This is a genomic window from Streptomyces sp. ISL-98 (assembly GCF_018614055.1).
In the GTDB taxonomy this organism is placed as follows: Bacteria; Actinomycetota; Actinomycetes; order Streptomycetales; family Streptomycetaceae; genus Streptomyces; species Streptomyces spiramyceticus.
This window is the reverse complement of the sequence record NZ_JAGGPB010000034.1, coordinates 322,011-334,930: the sequence shown is the minus strand read 5'-3', so window position 1 is coordinate 334,930 and position 12,920 is coordinate 322,011. Positions and strand designations below refer to the sequence as shown.

Here is a 12,920-nt window from a genome sequence, read left to right as displayed (position 1 = left end):
CGTTGATCAAGGAACCCGCAGGTCACAGCTTCACGCTCGCTTCACGCAGAGCTTCACGCAACCCCCTCCCCTAAAGGGGAGGAGGGGGTTGCACCACCCCCGAAGCACCCGAACCACCCATCACACGGAGACCCTCATGGCCACCTTCAACCCCACCAGCAGCACCCGACTGGCACCCGCTTGGAACGCCGCGCTCGCCCTCCTGACAGGAGGTGCCTGGCAGCCCTGGACCGATGTCGTCACCGCCATGACCGGCGCCAGCGACATCAAGGCAGTCACCGCCAGCAACCTCCTGCACGACGGCGTACGGAACGGAACCTTCGATCGACAGGGCGACCACCGCAACGCCACCCGCCGAATCCGGCTCGCCAAGGCCAGCCGATGAAGACCTACCGCCGCCACAACCGCACCCGCACCTACGCCACGAGCGAGCAGTCGTGATCGCCGTCGTCCTCTACGTCCTCCTCGTCATAACCACCACCGGCACCATCACCGGCCACCCCAACTGGCCCACCTGGTGGCACCAATGACCACAACTGACCGCACCAACCGCACCCCAAAACAACGGGAACGCCGCCTCATGACCCGCTGGACCCCACCACACCAAGCCCGCACCATCCCCGCCCGCATACCAGCCATCTGCCCGGCTACGGGGGAGCCCCCGATCCGTACCGCCAGCCTCGCCCAGACCGAATCCGTGGACGCCGGACTCCTCGGCATCGCCCAAGTTCCTGCCTTCTGCGACCACTGCGGCGGATGGCACCTCACCGAACCCACCGACGACTGAGCCCGCACGCAAAGCGGCCGCCCCGCGGGCAGTGCGGGGCGGCACCCACCGATCACACCACAAGGAGCAGCCCATGTACCCCACCCTCTTCACCACCCCCGGCGTGAAGCAGTTCGCCGAGGAGATCGACGCCGAACGGCAGCGGCAACTCGCCAAGTTCGGCGACCAGCGCCACCGCGACGGCACCCACCCCGACCGGATCTGGGCGTTCACCGGCCCGGCCGGGTACGTCGCCAACTGCGCACGCGAGAACACCGACCAGCTCGCAAGCGAGGGACACGTCACGTGGCTGGACATCGCTCTGGAGGAGTTCGCGGAGGCCGCAGCCGAGTCCGACCCGGCCAAGCTGCGCACCGAGCTGATCCAGGTCGCCGCCGTCTGCGCCGCTTGGGTGTCCGACCTCGACCGGCGGGCCAACCCCGGCGAGCACCCGAGCGCAACGGAGGCCGAGAGCGACGAGCAGCGCGCGGACCGACTGGAGACCGAGCGAAACCACGCGGCGGGTGGCCACCAGTACTGCGGGGTCAGCTGTGAGGTGGAGTTCCCGAGCGAGATGCTCCGCAACGGCATCCTTGCCCGTGCCGTTCCGGGGTCGGCCGGGATGCTCGACGAGCTGGTGCGCCGCGCCGCACAGCCCGCCGCCATGGTGGTCTGCATCTGCGGGCACCCCGCGCAGCGGCACTTCGAGGACAACTGCCTTGCGTGTGACTGCGGCGACTATCTGGAGCCCGAAGCGGCGCGCGAAGTGATCGCCCGGTGGAGGGAGGCTGCGACTCGTCTCCGCGCCGAGCAGCCCGCAGACACGGCGACGCCGGTCGTCCAGGAGTGGGCCCTGGTCTGCGGGCTCGGGCGAGGCGAGTGGACTCTGATCGATACGTACACGGCCGCCGAACGCCCGCAGGCTGAGGCCGCTCTCGCGCACCGGCGCCGCAACTTCCCTGCCTTGGAGTACAGCCTCGTCGAGGCGGCGCCGTTCGTGGTCGGCGGGGAGCAGCTGTGAGCGGCGACCTGGCCGAACTCGCGCCTCTCGCCCGGGTGATCGCCAAGGCGCTCCGCGACACCCCGATCCGGCTCGGCGACCCGGACACCACGCCCGAGCTCGTCGGGTCCCTCACCGTGGCTGTCGCCGTGTACATCGGCCGGGAAGTCCTCCCGCCCGGTGCGCTCGACGAGGCCCGGCCGCCAGCCACCACGTGGACCGTGGAAGCCCAGCGCGCCAACGGCCAGTGGACCGGCTACGCGCCGCCCCGCGGTCGGCGCAGCGAGGCACTGGAAGACCTCGCCCGCTGGGAGGCAAGCCCGGCGTCCTGGCCGTACCGGGTGGTGCGCACCACGACGATCACCACCATCGAGCAGCCGCCCACCAAGGGGGAACAGCCGTGACCCACTACCCGCTGCCCAAGCTCGGCCTCTGCGAGCCCTGCGGCCAGGAGATCCGCCTCCGCAAGACAGGCGCCCTGTACGCCCACGGCTGCGCCGGAGACGGCGAGGCGCCGTACACCGTCCTCGCCCCGACATTCGCCCGCTGGCTCCACTCCCACGCCGCACGCCGAGACGACCGGACGAACCGCATCACCAACCTGGCGCAGATGGAGTTCCGCGGCTGCACCCGCAGCCCGCACCGGACGCCCGCTGATGTGGCGTGGAAGACCGCCGAGGAGCTCCACGCCCGGCTGCACCAGGTCCAGTTGCAGCGGACCGGGTCGGAGATCCGGCAGCCGTACGACGGGCAGCGCTGCGACCGGCGGTGCCGGGACGTCGAGCGGGCCAGTGCCGTGTACGCCGAGCTTGTCGCCACGACAAGGCCGAGCCCGCCGTGGAACTGCGCCCACTGCAAACGCACGATCACCGGCACCGGTCACACCTGGTTCGGGCCCATCCCCGGGCCCGGCCAGGACTGGGGCGGCGGGGCCAAGTACCACCTGTCCCGGGCCTACCCGGACTGCCGGCGCGCGGGAGGGCAGCCTTCGTGATCACCACGTACCGCGTCCTCGTCACCGGCTCCCGCGACTGGCCCGACGAACTGGCCGTGAGCCGCCAGCTCACCGCGCTGCTCGCCGCAACCACCTTCCTGGGCCAGCCGTTCACCCTCGTCCACGGAGCCTGCCCCACCGGGGCCGACGCCCACGCCGACCAGTGGGCGCGCTGGCACCAGCAGCGCGGCGCCCGCATCACCATCGAACGGCACCACGCCAGCGACCACGGCCAGTGGCCCCAGTGCGGCCCCATCCGCAACCGGCACATGGTCGCCCTCGGCGCTGATGTGTGCGCCGCGTTCATCAGCCCGTGCACGAAGGCCAGGTGCTCACGGCCCCGCCCGCACGGCTCGCACGGTGCCAGTGGCTGCGCCGACCTCACTGAGGCGGCCGGCATCCCGACACGACGGTTCATCACGTGACCGCTGCTCGCTGGTTGGGCATGGCGATCCCCGCCATGCCCCTCCTCTCCGCCCTCCGCCTCAGCCTCGGCGCACTCTGCCGCCGCCTCAACCGAAAGGCCCGTCATGGGATGGTCCAGCGCTAACGAGATCTTCAACCCCGTCGCCCGCGCCCTCATCAACACCAGCGCCGACGACACCACCAAGCGGAAAGTCCTCGGCGACCTCATCAAGGGCCTCCAAGACGGCGACTGGGACACCGAAGACGAGTCCCTCGAAGACTTCCTCGACGACCCCGCCATCGTCGCCGCGTTCGCCGACCACGGCGTCCACACCCAAGATGGCCGCTGCTGTGCGCGTACCCGCGCCCTCGAAGTGCAGGAGCGCATCACCCTCGCCCTTGCTGAGCGGTTCGCTGACGGTGCTCCCGAGGACCAGATGTGCGTTCAACTGCCGGGCAACGGCCCGCTCCCGGTTCTTCGGGGCCCCACGCCGCAGGAAGCCGCAGAGGTGGCGGCCGAAGCGATCCGCGACCTCCTCGGCGGTGAGCAGAAGTGAGCAGCTACCGCCCGTGGGCCCACGCCGGCCGCCACTACGTCGACGGCCGTTGGATCCCTTGCTGCGAAGTCGGCGAGACCGACTGCTCCTGCACCTGCCATGACGACCAGCCCACCGAGGAGACACCGTGAGCAGCTACCGCCGCCACCAGATAGCCCTCACCATCGGAGCAGCGGGCGCCGGCCTCTCCGCCACCATCATGTGGCGCCGCGACGAACCATGGGCCGCAGCCCTCGCCATTGGTATGGGCGTCATCCTCGCTGCAGCGAGCCACCGTGAGGCCGCCGCGCACCGGGCAGACCTGGTCCGGCATGAGCGGGCCCGCCGCGCAGCCCTCCTCGACGAGGAGTCCCTGGACGAGTCAGCGATCGTCGGCCTACTCCTCGTCCCGTGCTGCCAGTTCTGGACCGCGACCGGCGGCCGCAGCCACGCGCCCCGCTGCCCGGTCGGCGCCGCCACCGAGTGTCCCGATGCCCCACCCGACTGGCTCAGCCCGCCCACGCCCCCACCAGGGCCCGCCACGGCCCCGACCGGAGGCCCCGATGCCTGACCCCTCACCGACCCGTATCCGCCTCACCTGCCTCTGCGGTCAAGTGATGGAGCACCTCTGCCGCGCCCACTGGGACACGAGCAGCGCCCTGCGCCCCGGCACCACCTGGCGCAGTAATGCCACGGCAACCACGTACTGGGTCCTCGAAGTCGCCGCCGACTGGGTCATCTACGACGACACCCCGGTGGCCTCGACCGACGCTCACGCCCTGCGTCGCGTCGACTTCCTGACCCGCTTCACGTACCTCGGCTCCGCCCACCAGCCGCAGGGCCCCGATACGACCGACCCGAAGGACGCCTGATGCCCACCCGCCTCGACATCCTCCACACCTTCCTCATCGGCGCCCTCGCCGCAGCCATCGCCACCGGCCTCGGCTACCTCCTCCTCAGCGAGACGCCCGACTGGTGGCTCCCCATGGTCGGCGGGCAGGCACTCATCCTCACCGGCTCCCTGTGGATCAAGGCCCGCCGGGTGCGGGAGCGCCGCCGCCTCCAAGACATGTACGACGCACCCGCGTTCGGCGACGACCACTGACCACCCCCGGCCCGGCCGTAGCGCGGCCGGGCCCCAGCCCAGGAGCACCCATGGCAGACCCCAAGCGCGTCCGCGCCAACACCGCCGCAGAGAACTCCGCCGCCGCCAAGTACAACCGCGTCCGCTACCGCGACAACCGCCACCCCGACACCCGCGGCTCCGCGCTCGGGGATGGCGAGGGCTGCTGGTGCGGGCAGGCCATGGCGCACGACTGGCCAGGCAAGGCCGCAGGCACTCCGCACCCCCGTGAGACCGAGGAGCAGCGGTGACCGACACCCGCATGCTGGACAAAGCCGAAGCCGACCTGCACCACCTCGTCGACCGCGTCCGCCGCGGCACGATCCTCCCGCCCGAAGTCGAGCAACTGGACGAAGGGATCACCGCCATGGCCGCACGACTCAAGGACGCCAAGGCCGCCGTCGTCGAGCGGCAGCCAACCGCGCCACTGCCCGAGTTCATCGCCATCAACCAGTACCGCCACGACCACGGCCACCAAGCCTGGGCGTGGCGCTGCTGGGGCGACGACTCCTGCTTTGGCTGGGTCGGCCTCGACCACCGCAGCGAAGACGCAGCCCGCAGGGAAGCAGCACGCCACCTCGCCGAGGACCACCCTCCAGCCGTCGAGCCCAGCGACATCGTCCTCACCCGCCACCGCGGCCGCGGCATCATCGTCACCCAAGCCCCGCAGCACAGCAGCATCGCCCTCGACGCGCTCGCCTCCGCGAACTCCACCCTGTCCATGCCCGGCCCGGACGTCATCGAGATTGCCGACCAGGTGGCCTACCGGGTCACCGGGTACGACGCGGCGAGCAGCACGCTGACGCTGGAACTCGTCAAGGACTGGCGCACCCCGGACGCTGTCCGGACAACAGCGGACAGCCCCCCGGACAGTCCGGACACGGCTCCAGGCGCCGCATCGGACAGCCTGCGCGAGGACTACGCAGCAGCGATCCGCTCACGGCTCCAGCAGGCCGGCGCGCCCGCAGCGTCCCCGTGGCGCGGGGAGATCGGCCTGTACGGGGCGGCCACTGACGGGGACTTGGCTGACGCCGTGATGGCCGTGCGGGACCGGGGCATGGAACAGCTGCGCCGCGAGCGTGACCTCGCCATCGCCCACGACCGGCAGCCGTACCCCACCGCGTGGGCGTACAAGCAGGCGTGTGCAGCCCTGGAGACCTACAGGCTGCGGGCCGATGCAGCCGAGGCCGTCGTTGGTCAGCTACGCGCCGAACTCGCCGCCCTTCACGAGGGCGAGGAGCCGCACCTCGACGAGTACACCGCCGCCACCCCCGCCCAGTGGATCTGGCAGTGGAACCGGGCCACCCCCGCCAAGCGCCTCGAAGTCGCCGAAGCTGCCGCGCGCAACCAGGCCACCGCCAGCGAATGCCAGTTGATGGATCACAAGGCCCGGCTCTGCGACACCATCCGTATCGACGAGGAGCAGCAGCCGTGAAGAACCACCTCCGCACCCTCTGGCGTCGGATCACCGGCACGTCACTCCCGCACTGCCACGCCTGCCAACGGCGCACCCTCGACGTCCACGCCAGCGTCATGACTGCGCCCACCGAGCAGCCTGTTGACCGCTGCTACCCCTCGTGCCAGCGCGAGGAGCAGCCCGGTGCCTGACCTCCGCGAATGGATCACCCGGAAGATCCGCCAGCGCGAGGACCTCGCCAAGCGCGCCGCCCACTACGGCCACCTCGACTGGCCGCAGCCCTGCACGGCCGCCGTCGACGTCGGCGAGGGCTGGCCGCTCACCACCGAGGCCGGGCCGATCGCCGAGCACATCAGCGAGCACGACCCGGCCACGGTCCTCCGCCGCTGCGCCGCCGACCGCAAGATCCTCGCCGAACACGCACCCAAGGGCGACGGCTGGCCCAGCCACTACGCCTGCGAAGGCTGCGGCTACGACGCCAGCTACTGCCCCGAGCCGATCACCGAGCACGTCAACGACTGCCCCACCCTGCTCGCGCTCGCCGAGGGCTACGGGCTCACCGACGAGCAGCGCGCCGCCCTCGACCGGCCCGAACCGGAACGCCCCGCCCCGAAGCCGCCCGTGAACCTCACGGCGCTCGTCCGACTCCTCAGCGCCAACCCGACGAGCAGCGTCCCGCCCGCACTCCGTGGGCCGAACTGGAAGGCACAACCGTGAGCACCTACGACGACGCCAGCGAGCCCGCCCGCGCCCTCCTCGCCAGCTTCGACGAACTCCAACTCGCCGAAATGCTCGCCGCCGCCAGCGCCCGAATCCACCGCATCCGGGACCTGCACCGGAACGAATACGAGACCTGCTCCGAGTGCACCCGCAACGACGGCGTGCCCTACCCGTGCCCTACCATCCGCGCCCTCGACAAGGAGCAGCGGTGAGCGCCACCTGATCCCCGCCGGCTGTCAGTGCCCGCCGTTACGCTGAGGCTCCGAGCTGCTGGCGCTCCTCGGACACACGTGAGCCCCCGCCTCGTCGAGGTCGGGGGCTCACGCACGCGTACGGGCTACTCGGCCGGCCGGTCCTTCAGGTCCGTACGCTCCCCCGGCCGCAGCTTCCTGCCCACAAAGTAGGGGCGCGCCCTGCGGTAGTCCACGGCCATCGAGCGGCCGATCTGCACGACGGGCGGGAAGCCTGCTGGGTCCTCTTTGCGGATCTGCGAGATGCGTTGGTGCGTCATCCGCTCGACGACGCCCTCGCTCACCAGGCGTCGGGCCAGTTCCCGGAAGCTGATCATGTCCGGCCCTCCTTCGTCGTCGGCCATGGCCACCATTCTCTCTGACCTACTTGCCATATGGCAAGGAGGTCGTTAGCGTCGTACTCGGTAACGGGAAAACCCCCGGTCCATGTGGCGTTGGAGCGCCGGACCGGGGGTGGACCCACCCGCATCAGCGACGAAAAGGCAGGTCCGCCATGGAGCGTACCGATCACCACCCGCTGGACGCATTACTCGCGCGCATCCTCAACGAGCCCACCTGGGCTGCACAGCTCGCCGAGCAGACCGCCGTCCAGCTGGAGAACGGCGCACCGTTCCTCGTCGTCAACCTGCACGTCCTCGACGAAGCGTGCGTCAACGCGGCCGCGATCGTCCTCGCTGGCCTGCCGGACATCGTCGCCGACGAGGCATCCCAGCGAGCCGCCGCGATCACGCCCGCACCCCGCCCCGGCGAGACCGGCATGGAGTACGCGCCACGTCTCCGCCAGGCCGCGAGGGGGCTGTGATGGCCACCGACGAACCGCGCCCCTGCAGCGACTGTCACGGCAGCGGCGGCCGTACCGAGGACACGTCCGGTGACGGTGTCGCCCGCCAGACGGGGCGCTCCTGCCAGTCCTGCCACGGCACCGGCACCCGCTGACCACCACCTGACCGGCCGGGCTCCTGCCACCCACGCCCGCGGGGCCCGGCCACCCTTCGCCCTGGAGCGCACCGTGAAGACCCGCGTAGAGACCCGCACGAGGCAGGTTCTCCACACCATCGACGGCATCCCCGAGCTGGTCGACGACGAGTACGACGTGATCGTCCCCGTCCCGCCCCGCGACTGGGACCACATCGTCATCACCAGCGTCCTCGGCATCGCCGGCGCGATGGTCGCGATCAGCGTCGTCTGGTCCACCGCCAGCATCGGCGACTTCCTCGCCCGCGCCGTTGTCGCACCCATCGCCTACCTCGGCGCCGTCGCATTCGGCCTCGCCTGGATCTCCTGCATGGCCCTCGAATGGCACGCCCGCTACGACCCCGCCCGCGCCCGACTCCCGTGCACCGCTGGGAACATCGCCCTCCTCATCGAGATGGGTGCCGTCTGCGCGCACGGCAGCGTCGAAGACTCCCTCGCCGTCGGCGTGGCAGGCGCCGTGATCTCCGCCGTGGCCAAGGGCATGTGGACCGTGACGCTCGAGCACCAGGCGCGCCCCATGTCGCCGCTCACGCAGAAATGGTTCCTCAAGCGCGAGGAGCAGATGACCGCGCGCATCGCCCTCGCCGCCCGCCAGCGGCAGCTCGACCGGACGGAGCAGCACGCCGCGGCCTTGCCCCAGCCTGCGGCCGCCGAGGAGCCTGCCGACCGCGCCCCCGCGCCGGGACGCGCGGCCGGCACTGTCCGGTCCGCTGTCCGCGCTGTCCTGTCCACCACCCCGGACGCGTCCGCCGACGACGTCCTCGACCGGCTCGACGACCTCGGCATCGACTACGACGAGCGCACCGTCCGGACACTCGTGGACAGCGCGAAGGACACCGGTCCGGACACGACGGACAGCAGGTCAGACACCACGCTCCGCCCGATCTCCCCGCCCGGGCAAACCGTCACGGACACGATCCGGACAGCCTTGTCCTCCGGCTTCGAGGACAAGGCCGCTGTCCTGTCCTACGTCCAAAAGATCCACGGACCGGACGTTGACCCGGACAACGTCAGGCGCATCCGAAGCCGCGAGATGGCACGGAGGACGGCCTGATGATCCTCGGCCTGATCACGTTCGCCATGCTCGCGCTCCTCGCCGCACTCGCCCTGATCGCCTGCGCCCCCACGTACCAACCCAGCCGGTACCTGCTCCCCGCGGTGCGGACCGTCGCCCTCATCACCACAGCCGCCGTCTACGTCGCCGCCCTCTTCCGATAGGACCCCTCCCGTGCCGTACATGGCCATCAACCTCGGCGGCGTCACCCTCGGCGTCGGCATCATCGTCCTGTTCCTCATGCGCTGGATCATGCGAGAGAAGAAGCGCCTCGGCGCGCTCGTGCCCTTCGCCCTGTCCGTGCTGTACGGAATGCTCGCCGCCCTCGCCGCCCTCGGCTCCGTGTCTGCCCTCGGGGGCGTCACCTGGCTCGCCCTATGGGCGGGCAACGTCGCCGGTTACGCGGCCCTCGTGTGGGGCATCGGCGGGACGGCTCCGGATGTCACCCGCGCGCAGCAGCTCGTGTTGACCGACGGCGGCTACGCGATCGTCTTCCTACTTACCCTCGTGCTCCTCGGCCTGCTGAAGTGGGGCCCCAAGCAGTCCAAGAGCAAGATCCTGCTCGGCTGCCTCGCGGGCATCCTGACCGCCCTGTCCGGGAACGTCGCCGGTGTCGCCGCGATCCCGCTCGGCAGCGGCGCCAATCTGGCGGGGACCGCCTTCACCGGGGTGTTCGGGTGAGCGACACCGACACCGATGAGCAGCCGGACACCGACGAGCCGCAGGGGATGAGCGAGCGCACCGCCCGGGTGCTGCTCACGGGTGTGCTGCTGCTCGCCATGTGGGGAGTCGTCGCCGCGCTGCCTGAGATGGCCTACGTCGTAGTCGGTATCGCCAGCACCCTCGGGTGGCAGCGGTGCCGCACCTGGCGTGAGGCGCGCGGCAAGGGAGCCAAGGAGCAGGACAAGGAGCAGCTGGTCGATGTCGTCGCGCACCTCCGTGCCCTCGGCGTCGGCGGCGGCCACGTCCTGCTGACTCACCTTCAGGCGGCGGCTGGGCTGCCGGACACCAAGACCGTCCGGGCGCTCCTCGACAAGGCCGGCGTCCAAGTCCGCGCGGGTGTCCGCACCGCGCAGGGGAACGGGCCTGGGGTCCACCAGGACGACATCCCGCCCCTCACCTCCTCGCCTGTGGGCGGCGCGTGTGGTGGCGGTTGTTTGTGCAGCTCAGGCGCCAACGCCAACGCCAACAACGCCGACGAGAGCGGCCCTGAGAAGGGGTTCCGTGTAGAGGCCATTGGCCAGGCGGGGACCGTCGTGCACGACCCGTCCGAGGCGCACCGCCGCCACACGCTACGCACCCGCTGAAGACCCCCGGGGCGGCCGCCCGCCTGGCAGCTGACCGGCCGCCCCGGCCCATCCCGAATACGCGAGACAGGAACCCGAATCATGGCACTCAGCAACGACATGCCGACCAGAGACCCGAAGCGAGCCGAGGCCGAGCCGCAGCACTCCCGGCAGTACGCGAGCAGCACCGGCGGCTACACCCGCCCGGTGGAAGCACCGAAGGAGCCCACGAAGAAGTAGGGCAACTGCCACACTGGAAGCTCGCGCCGGGTAACGCCCGGCACAACGAAGCCCCACCGGACACCCCCGTCCCGGTGGGGCTTTCGCGTTACCAGGACCCGTACTCGTCCGTGTACACCGCCCCACCCGGCTCGTCCTCACACCCCTCATGCTCATCCGGGCCGCCGCCATGCGCGATGACGAACACGTACCCCTGCCCGAGCGAACACTCCCTGTTGTCCCACTCGCCGGCCGCACCCGTCCACGCGATCAGGATGACGACGATGGCGATGAGGCCGAAGAGCGTTCTGTAGCTGGCCTGGCCGCTGGACATAGAGGACCCCCCTTGTTGCTGGTGCGGTGAGGGTAGGGCACCGGGGGCAAGGGGGGTGATGGGTTTGGTCGGATCCACCCGTCAGGGGCGGATGACGACGTAGTCCGGCTCGATCATGCGGTTGGTTCCTCGCTCTGCGGCGGGAAGTGCCTGTCCAGGATCTCAGCCCATCGCTCCGGCGGCACGAACCGGCCCAGGTCGTCAGCCTGCTCCGCGACGAGCTCGGTGAGCGCGGCCACGAACGGGGCTGCGGCGGCTTCATCCGGGAGCGCTGCGGCCGCTGCCTTCAACCGTTCATGTGCGGCGGGGAACGCCGTCTTCATCCACTCGTCCCGCTCCTTCGCGCGGCGCGCGCCGTCTTCCATGAGGATCTGGTTGACCGTGTGCGTGGGGCAGTCCTTGGTGTGCCAGGTGACGGTGGCGTGCATGGCCCCTGTGGTGAGGTCCTTGCCGATGCTGGTGATGCGGGCGTCCTTGTTGGCTTCGGTGGCCTGGCAGTCGGGGCAGGTCTCTTCGCGGCGTTCGGTCATGGGGTGGGCTCCTCGTCCGGGCGCACCGGGCCCACGCCGTAGAAGCCGTGCATCTGCACGTTCAACTCCGCCAAGTCCGGGTGCTCCGCGACCTCGCGCGCCACGCTGGCATTCCACGCGTCGGTGAAACCCTTCAAGGACTTGGTGGCCATCACCGCAGACGCGGCCATGTCGTGCTGGGCAGCAGCGACCCGGAGCCGCCCGGCCATGATTCGGTGGAGTCGGGCGCGCAACTCGTAGGGGTCGACGCTCTCGCTCATGCGGTCTTCTCCTCGCTAGTCGTTGGGCCCGCGCCCTGGCAGGCCGGGCAGGCCGGGCAGAGCCAAGTCCTGAAGTCCGAGCCGACTGCCGGCCGCCACCCCGCGCCGACTGCTGCGCGCTGCGCTTCCCGCTCGCCGGGCCAGTTTCCGGCCCGCTCTGCAGTGGCGGCCGCGATGAGCACGCCTGCCATGAGGTCAGTGCCTGGGACGTAGCCGTCGGGGAGTGACAGCCACTCTTTGCCGGGTCCGTCGCATTGGACGCGGTACACGGGCTTGATCATGTGTTCTTCTCCTCGCTGTTCTCCGGCCCGTCAAGTACTTCATCGACGGCGCGCGCCAACTCGTCGCTCACCGGTGTCCGTTCGCGGTCGGGCCCGTCAGCGTTGCCGTAGATGGCCTGGTTCAGGATGCGCTTGACCTGGCCGCAGCCCTCCATGTTCATGATCCGGGCGAGGGCGCCGGGCGTCTCGTCGGGCTGCTCACTCATGCGTTCTTCTCCTCGGTACTCGCCGGGTGCTCCGGCCTGATGACCTTGACGTACTGCGTGGCAAGCCCCAGCCGCTGCTCCTGAGTGCCCGGGTTCACCTTGACCCAGCCGTCGAAGCTGGTCTCGATTTCGCGGACGGTCACGTCTGGGCGTCCGGGGATGGAAACGATGTCGCCGATCTGCACCTCGGATCCGAGGATGGGCCTGCGGTCGGTCCAGGTCTCGCTCATACGGTCTGCTCCTCGCGCTCGGTGCGGGTCCGGGAGTCTCCGTTGATGCGGATGGCGATGCTGCGCGCCCGCTCGTGATTCACGCTCGCCCACCTGCCGATGTCCCGGAACGACGCGCCGTCGAGGCGGGCGGCTGCGATGTCTGCGTCGAGTGCTTCCTTGGCGCGTTCGACGGCTGTGGCGCGGCGGCCGAGTTGTTTCTCCCAGTCGGTCATAGCGGCATCGTCTCACGGTTGGCGTCTGATTCCTAGACGAGTTACGTCTATGCACTAGACAGCAGCGCCTGCCTCTGCCATTCTCTAAGTGTCTAGAAAATAGACACCGCGAACGAGG

30 protein-coding genes are annotated in these 12,920 nt (G+C 70.4%); 22 read left to right on the top strand and 8 right to left on the bottom strand.

Going from position 1 to position 12,920, the window contains the following annotated elements:
- The first annotated feature begins 136 nt into the window (after positions 1-136).
- From J7I98_RS23775 to J7I98_RS23705, 15 genes are all read left to right on the top strand, one after another.
- Positions 137-385: a hypothetical protein gene (locus tag J7I98_RS23775; protein ID WP_214925012.1), complete on the top strand. Its 249-nt coding sequence runs from the start codon at positions 137-139 to the stop codon at positions 383-385.
- 141 nt (positions 386-526) lie between these two features.
- Positions 527-787: a hypothetical protein gene (locus J7I98_RS23770; protein WP_214925010.1), complete on the top strand. Its 261-nt coding sequence runs from the start codon at positions 527-529 to the stop codon at positions 785-787.
- A gap of 73 nt (positions 788-860) precedes the next feature.
- Positions 861-1,787 carry a hypothetical protein gene (locus J7I98_RS23765; protein ID WP_214925008.1) on the top strand — a complete coding sequence of 309 codons (927 nt, stop codon included), beginning with the start codon at positions 861-863 and terminating at the stop codon, positions 1,785-1,787.
- Positions 1,784-2,170 (top strand): hypothetical protein, encoded by a 387-nt coding sequence (locus J7I98_RS23760; RefSeq protein ID WP_214925006.1) that lies wholly within the window; start codon positions 1,784-1,786, stop codon positions 2,168-2,170. Before J7I98_RS23765 ends, J7I98_RS23760 begins: the two co-directional genes overlap by 4 nt.
- Complete coding sequence (locus J7I98_RS23755; RefSeq protein ID WP_214925003.1) at positions 2,167-2,760, top strand: hypothetical protein; 594 nt, start codon at positions 2,167-2,169, stop codon at positions 2,758-2,760. The genes J7I98_RS23760 and J7I98_RS23755 overlap by 4 nt, the downstream gene beginning before the upstream one ends.
- Positions 2,757-3,185: an SLOG family protein gene (locus J7I98_RS23750; RefSeq protein ID WP_214924999.1), complete on the top strand. Its 429-nt coding sequence runs from the start codon at positions 2,757-2,759 to the stop codon at positions 3,183-3,185. The genes J7I98_RS23755 and J7I98_RS23750 overlap by 4 nt, the downstream gene beginning before the upstream one ends.
- A 105-nt stretch (positions 3,186-3,290) precedes the next feature.
- Positions 3,291-3,722, top strand: coding sequence for a hypothetical protein (locus J7I98_RS41260; RefSeq protein ID WP_251021042.1), 432 nt, complete (start codon positions 3,291-3,293; stop codon positions 3,720-3,722).
- A gap of 127 nt (positions 3,723-3,849) precedes the next feature.
- Entirely contained in the window at positions 3,850-4,272 is a 423-nt protein-coding gene (locus tag J7I98_RS23740; RefSeq protein ID WP_214924997.1) for a hypothetical protein, read from the top strand.
- Positions 4,265-4,573 carry a hypothetical protein gene (locus J7I98_RS23735; protein ID WP_214924995.1) on the top strand — a complete coding sequence of 103 codons (309 nt, stop codon included), beginning with the start codon at positions 4,265-4,267 and terminating at the stop codon, positions 4,571-4,573. Before J7I98_RS23740 ends, J7I98_RS23735 begins: the two co-directional genes overlap by 8 nt.
- Positions 4,573-4,806 carry a hypothetical protein gene (locus tag J7I98_RS23730; protein ID WP_214924992.1) on the top strand — a complete coding sequence of 78 codons (234 nt, stop codon included), beginning with the start codon at positions 4,573-4,575 and terminating at the stop codon, positions 4,804-4,806. Before J7I98_RS23735 ends, J7I98_RS23730 begins: the two co-directional genes overlap by 1 nt.
- Positions 4,807-4,856: 50 nt before the next feature.
- A complete protein-coding gene (locus tag J7I98_RS23725) occupies positions 4,857-5,075 on the top strand; it encodes a hypothetical protein (protein ID WP_214924991.1) in 219 nt (72 codons plus the stop codon).
- Positions 5,072-6,259, top strand: a complete 1,188-nt coding sequence (locus J7I98_RS23720) for a hypothetical protein (RefSeq protein ID WP_214924988.1) — start codon at positions 5,072-5,074, stop codon at positions 6,257-6,259. The genes J7I98_RS23725 and J7I98_RS23720 overlap by 4 nt, the downstream gene beginning before the upstream one ends.
- A complete protein-coding gene (locus tag J7I98_RS23715) occupies positions 6,256-6,432 on the top strand; it encodes a hypothetical protein (RefSeq protein WP_214924984.1) in 177 nt (58 codons plus the stop codon). Before J7I98_RS23720 ends, J7I98_RS23715 begins: the two co-directional genes overlap by 4 nt.
- The gene (locus J7I98_RS23710) at positions 6,425-6,958 is read left to right on the top strand and encodes a DUF6221 family protein (RefSeq protein WP_214924981.1); all 534 of its coding nucleotides are present in this window, start codon (positions 6,425-6,427) and stop codon (positions 6,956-6,958) included. Before J7I98_RS23715 ends, J7I98_RS23710 begins: the two co-directional genes overlap by 8 nt.
- Complete coding sequence (locus tag J7I98_RS23705; RefSeq protein WP_214924978.1) at positions 6,955-7,173, top strand: hypothetical protein; 219 nt, start codon at positions 6,955-6,957, stop codon at positions 7,171-7,173. The genes J7I98_RS23710 and J7I98_RS23705 overlap by 4 nt, the downstream gene beginning before the upstream one ends.
- Positions 7,174-7,298: 125 nt before the next feature.
- Here J7I98_RS23705 and J7I98_RS23700 read toward each other — a convergent pair whose 3' ends face one another.
- Positions 7,299-7,556 carry a hypothetical protein gene (locus tag J7I98_RS23700; RefSeq protein ID WP_251021040.1) on the bottom strand — a complete coding sequence of 86 codons (258 nt, stop codon included), beginning with the start codon at positions 7,554-7,556 and terminating at the stop codon, positions 7,299-7,301.
- A gap of 149 nt (positions 7,557-7,705) precedes the next feature.
- Here J7I98_RS23700 and J7I98_RS23695 point away from each other — a divergent pair, with 149 nt between their 5' ends.
- The 7 genes from J7I98_RS23695 (at position 7,706) to J7I98_RS23670 (ending at position 10,767) form a co-directional block, all read left to right on the top strand.
- Positions 7,706-8,014 (top strand): hypothetical protein, encoded by a 309-nt coding sequence (locus J7I98_RS23695; RefSeq protein WP_214924975.1) that lies wholly within the window; start codon positions 7,706-7,708, stop codon positions 8,012-8,014.
- The gene (locus J7I98_RS42300) at positions 8,014-8,148 is read left to right on the top strand and encodes a hypothetical protein (protein WP_285438067.1); all 135 of its coding nucleotides are present in this window, start codon (positions 8,014-8,016) and stop codon (positions 8,146-8,148) included. The genes J7I98_RS23695 and J7I98_RS42300 overlap by 1 nt, the downstream gene beginning before the upstream one ends.
- Before the next feature lie 73 nt (positions 8,149-8,221).
- Complete coding sequence (locus J7I98_RS23690; protein ID WP_214924972.1) at positions 8,222-9,241, top strand: protein transporter Sec31; 1,020 nt, start codon at positions 8,222-8,224, stop codon at positions 9,239-9,241.
- Positions 9,241-9,405 (top strand): hypothetical protein, encoded by a 165-nt coding sequence (locus J7I98_RS23685; RefSeq protein WP_214924962.1) that lies wholly within the window; start codon positions 9,241-9,243, stop codon positions 9,403-9,405. Before J7I98_RS23690 ends, J7I98_RS23685 begins: the two co-directional genes overlap by 1 nt.
- 19 nt (positions 9,406-9,424) lie before the next feature.
- On the top strand, positions 9,425-9,922 hold the full coding sequence (locus tag J7I98_RS23680) for a hypothetical protein (protein ID WP_214924959.1): 498 nt from the start codon (positions 9,425-9,427) through the stop codon (positions 9,920-9,922).
- Entirely contained in the window at positions 9,919-10,548 is a 630-nt protein-coding gene (locus tag J7I98_RS23675) for a hypothetical protein (protein ID WP_214924956.1), read from the top strand. Before J7I98_RS23680 ends, J7I98_RS23675 begins: the two co-directional genes overlap by 4 nt.
- Positions 10,549-10,629: 81 nt before the next feature.
- A complete protein-coding gene (locus J7I98_RS23670; protein WP_214924947.1) occupies positions 10,630-10,767 on the top strand; it encodes a hypothetical protein in 138 nt (45 codons plus the stop codon).
- A gap of 88 nt (positions 10,768-10,855) precedes the next feature.
- Here J7I98_RS23670 and J7I98_RS23665 read toward each other — a convergent pair whose 3' ends face one another.
- The 7 genes from J7I98_RS23665 to J7I98_RS23635 all read right to left on the bottom strand — a co-directional run bounded on the left by J7I98_RS23665 (position 10,856) and on the right by J7I98_RS23635 (position 12,802).
- Positions 10,856-11,080, bottom strand: a complete 225-nt coding sequence (locus J7I98_RS23665) for a hypothetical protein (protein ID WP_214924944.1) — start codon at positions 11,078-11,080, stop codon at positions 10,856-10,858.
- Between the two features lie 113 nt (positions 11,081-11,193).
- Entirely contained in the window at positions 11,194-11,610 is a 417-nt protein-coding gene (locus tag J7I98_RS23660) for a hypothetical protein (RefSeq protein WP_214924938.1), read from the bottom strand.
- Entirely contained in the window at positions 11,607-11,870 is a 264-nt protein-coding gene (locus J7I98_RS23655) for a hypothetical protein (RefSeq protein ID WP_214924937.1), read from the bottom strand. The genes J7I98_RS23660 and J7I98_RS23655 overlap by 4 nt, the downstream gene beginning before the upstream one ends.
- A complete protein-coding gene (locus J7I98_RS23650; RefSeq protein ID WP_214924935.1) occupies positions 11,867-12,151 on the bottom strand; it encodes a hypothetical protein in 285 nt (94 codons plus the stop codon). The genes J7I98_RS23655 and J7I98_RS23650 overlap by 4 nt, the downstream gene beginning before the upstream one ends.
- Positions 12,148-12,357, bottom strand: coding sequence for a hypothetical protein (locus J7I98_RS23645; RefSeq protein WP_214924932.1), 210 nt, complete (start codon positions 12,355-12,357; stop codon positions 12,148-12,150). Before J7I98_RS23645 ends, J7I98_RS23650 begins: the two co-directional genes overlap by 4 nt.
- Positions 12,354-12,587 (bottom strand): hypothetical protein, encoded by a 234-nt coding sequence (locus J7I98_RS23640; RefSeq protein WP_214924930.1) that lies wholly within the window; start codon positions 12,585-12,587, stop codon positions 12,354-12,356. Before J7I98_RS23640 ends, J7I98_RS23645 begins: the two co-directional genes overlap by 4 nt.
- On the bottom strand, positions 12,584-12,802 hold the full coding sequence (locus J7I98_RS23635) for a hypothetical protein (RefSeq protein WP_214924927.1): 219 nt from the start codon (positions 12,800-12,802) through the stop codon (positions 12,584-12,586). Before J7I98_RS23635 ends, J7I98_RS23640 begins: the two co-directional genes overlap by 4 nt.
- Positions 12,803-12,920: the final 118 nt, after the last annotated feature.

What these genes read in the sequence shown, in the direction of transcription:
- J7I98_RS23660 (WP_214924938.1), bottom strand. Translation starts at nt 11,610, where the DNA reads ATGACCGAACGCCGCGAAGAGACCTGCCCCGACTGCCAGGCCACCGAA.
- J7I98_RS42300 (WP_285438067.1), top strand. Translation starts at nt 8,014, where the DNA reads ATGGCCACCGACGAACCGCGCCCCTGCAGCGACTGTCACGGCAGCGGC.
- J7I98_RS23770 (WP_214925010.1), top strand. Translation starts at nt 527, where the DNA reads ATGACCACAACTGACCGCACCAACCGCACCCCAAAACAACGGGAACGC.
- J7I98_RS23695 (WP_214924975.1), top strand. Translation starts at nt 7,706, where the DNA reads ATGGAGCGTACCGATCACCACCCGCTGGACGCATTACTCGCGCGCATC.
- J7I98_RS23730 (WP_214924992.1), top strand. Translation starts at nt 4,573, where the DNA reads ATGCCCACCCGCCTCGACATCCTCCACACCTTCCTCATCGGCGCCCTC.
- J7I98_RS23700 (WP_251021040.1), bottom strand. Translation starts at nt 7,556, where the DNA reads ATGGCCGACGACGAAGGAGGGCCGGACATGATCAGCTTCCGGGAACTG.
- J7I98_RS23635 (WP_214924927.1), bottom strand. Translation starts at nt 12,802, where the DNA reads ATGACCGACTGGGAGAAACAACTCGGCCGCCGCGCCACAGCCGTCGAA.
- J7I98_RS23725 (WP_214924991.1), top strand. Translation starts at nt 4,857, where the DNA reads ATGGCAGACCCCAAGCGCGTCCGCGCCAACACCGCCGCAGAGAACTCC.
- J7I98_RS23650 (WP_214924935.1), bottom strand. Translation starts at nt 12,151, where the DNA reads ATGATCAAGCCCGTGTACCGCGTCCAATGCGACGGACCCGGCAAAGAG.
- J7I98_RS23655 (WP_214924937.1), bottom strand. Translation starts at nt 11,870, where the DNA reads ATGAGCGAGAGCGTCGACCCCTACGAGTTGCGCGCCCGACTCCACCGA.
- J7I98_RS23640 (WP_214924930.1), bottom strand. Translation starts at nt 12,587, where the DNA reads ATGAGCGAGACCTGGACCGACCGCAGGCCCATCCTCGGATCCGAGGTG.
- J7I98_RS23765 (WP_214925008.1), top strand. Translation starts at nt 861, where the DNA reads ATGTACCCCACCCTCTTCACCACCCCCGGCGTGAAGCAGTTCGCCGAG.
- J7I98_RS23735 (WP_214924995.1), top strand. Translation starts at nt 4,265, where the DNA reads ATGCCTGACCCCTCACCGACCCGTATCCGCCTCACCTGCCTCTGCGGT.
- J7I98_RS23670 (WP_214924947.1), top strand. Translation starts at nt 10,630, where the DNA reads ATGGCACTCAGCAACGACATGCCGACCAGAGACCCGAAGCGAGCCGAG.
- J7I98_RS23685 (WP_214924962.1), top strand. Translation starts at nt 9,241, where the DNA reads ATGATCCTCGGCCTGATCACGTTCGCCATGCTCGCGCTCCTCGCCGCA.
- J7I98_RS23645 (WP_214924932.1), bottom strand. Translation starts at nt 12,357, where the DNA reads ATGAGTGAGCAGCCCGACGAGACGCCCGGCGCCCTCGCCCGGATCATG.
- J7I98_RS23665 (WP_214924944.1), bottom strand. Translation starts at nt 11,080, where the DNA reads ATGTCCAGCGGCCAGGCCAGCTACAGAACGCTCTTCGGCCTCATCGCC.
- J7I98_RS41260 (WP_251021042.1), top strand. Translation starts at nt 3,291, where the DNA reads ATGGGATGGTCCAGCGCTAACGAGATCTTCAACCCCGTCGCCCGCGCC.
- J7I98_RS23775 (WP_214925012.1), top strand. Translation starts at nt 137, where the DNA reads ATGGCCACCTTCAACCCCACCAGCAGCACCCGACTGGCACCCGCTTGG.
- J7I98_RS23680 (WP_214924959.1), top strand. Translation starts at nt 9,425, where the DNA reads ATGGCCATCAACCTCGGCGGCGTCACCCTCGGCGTCGGCATCATCGTC.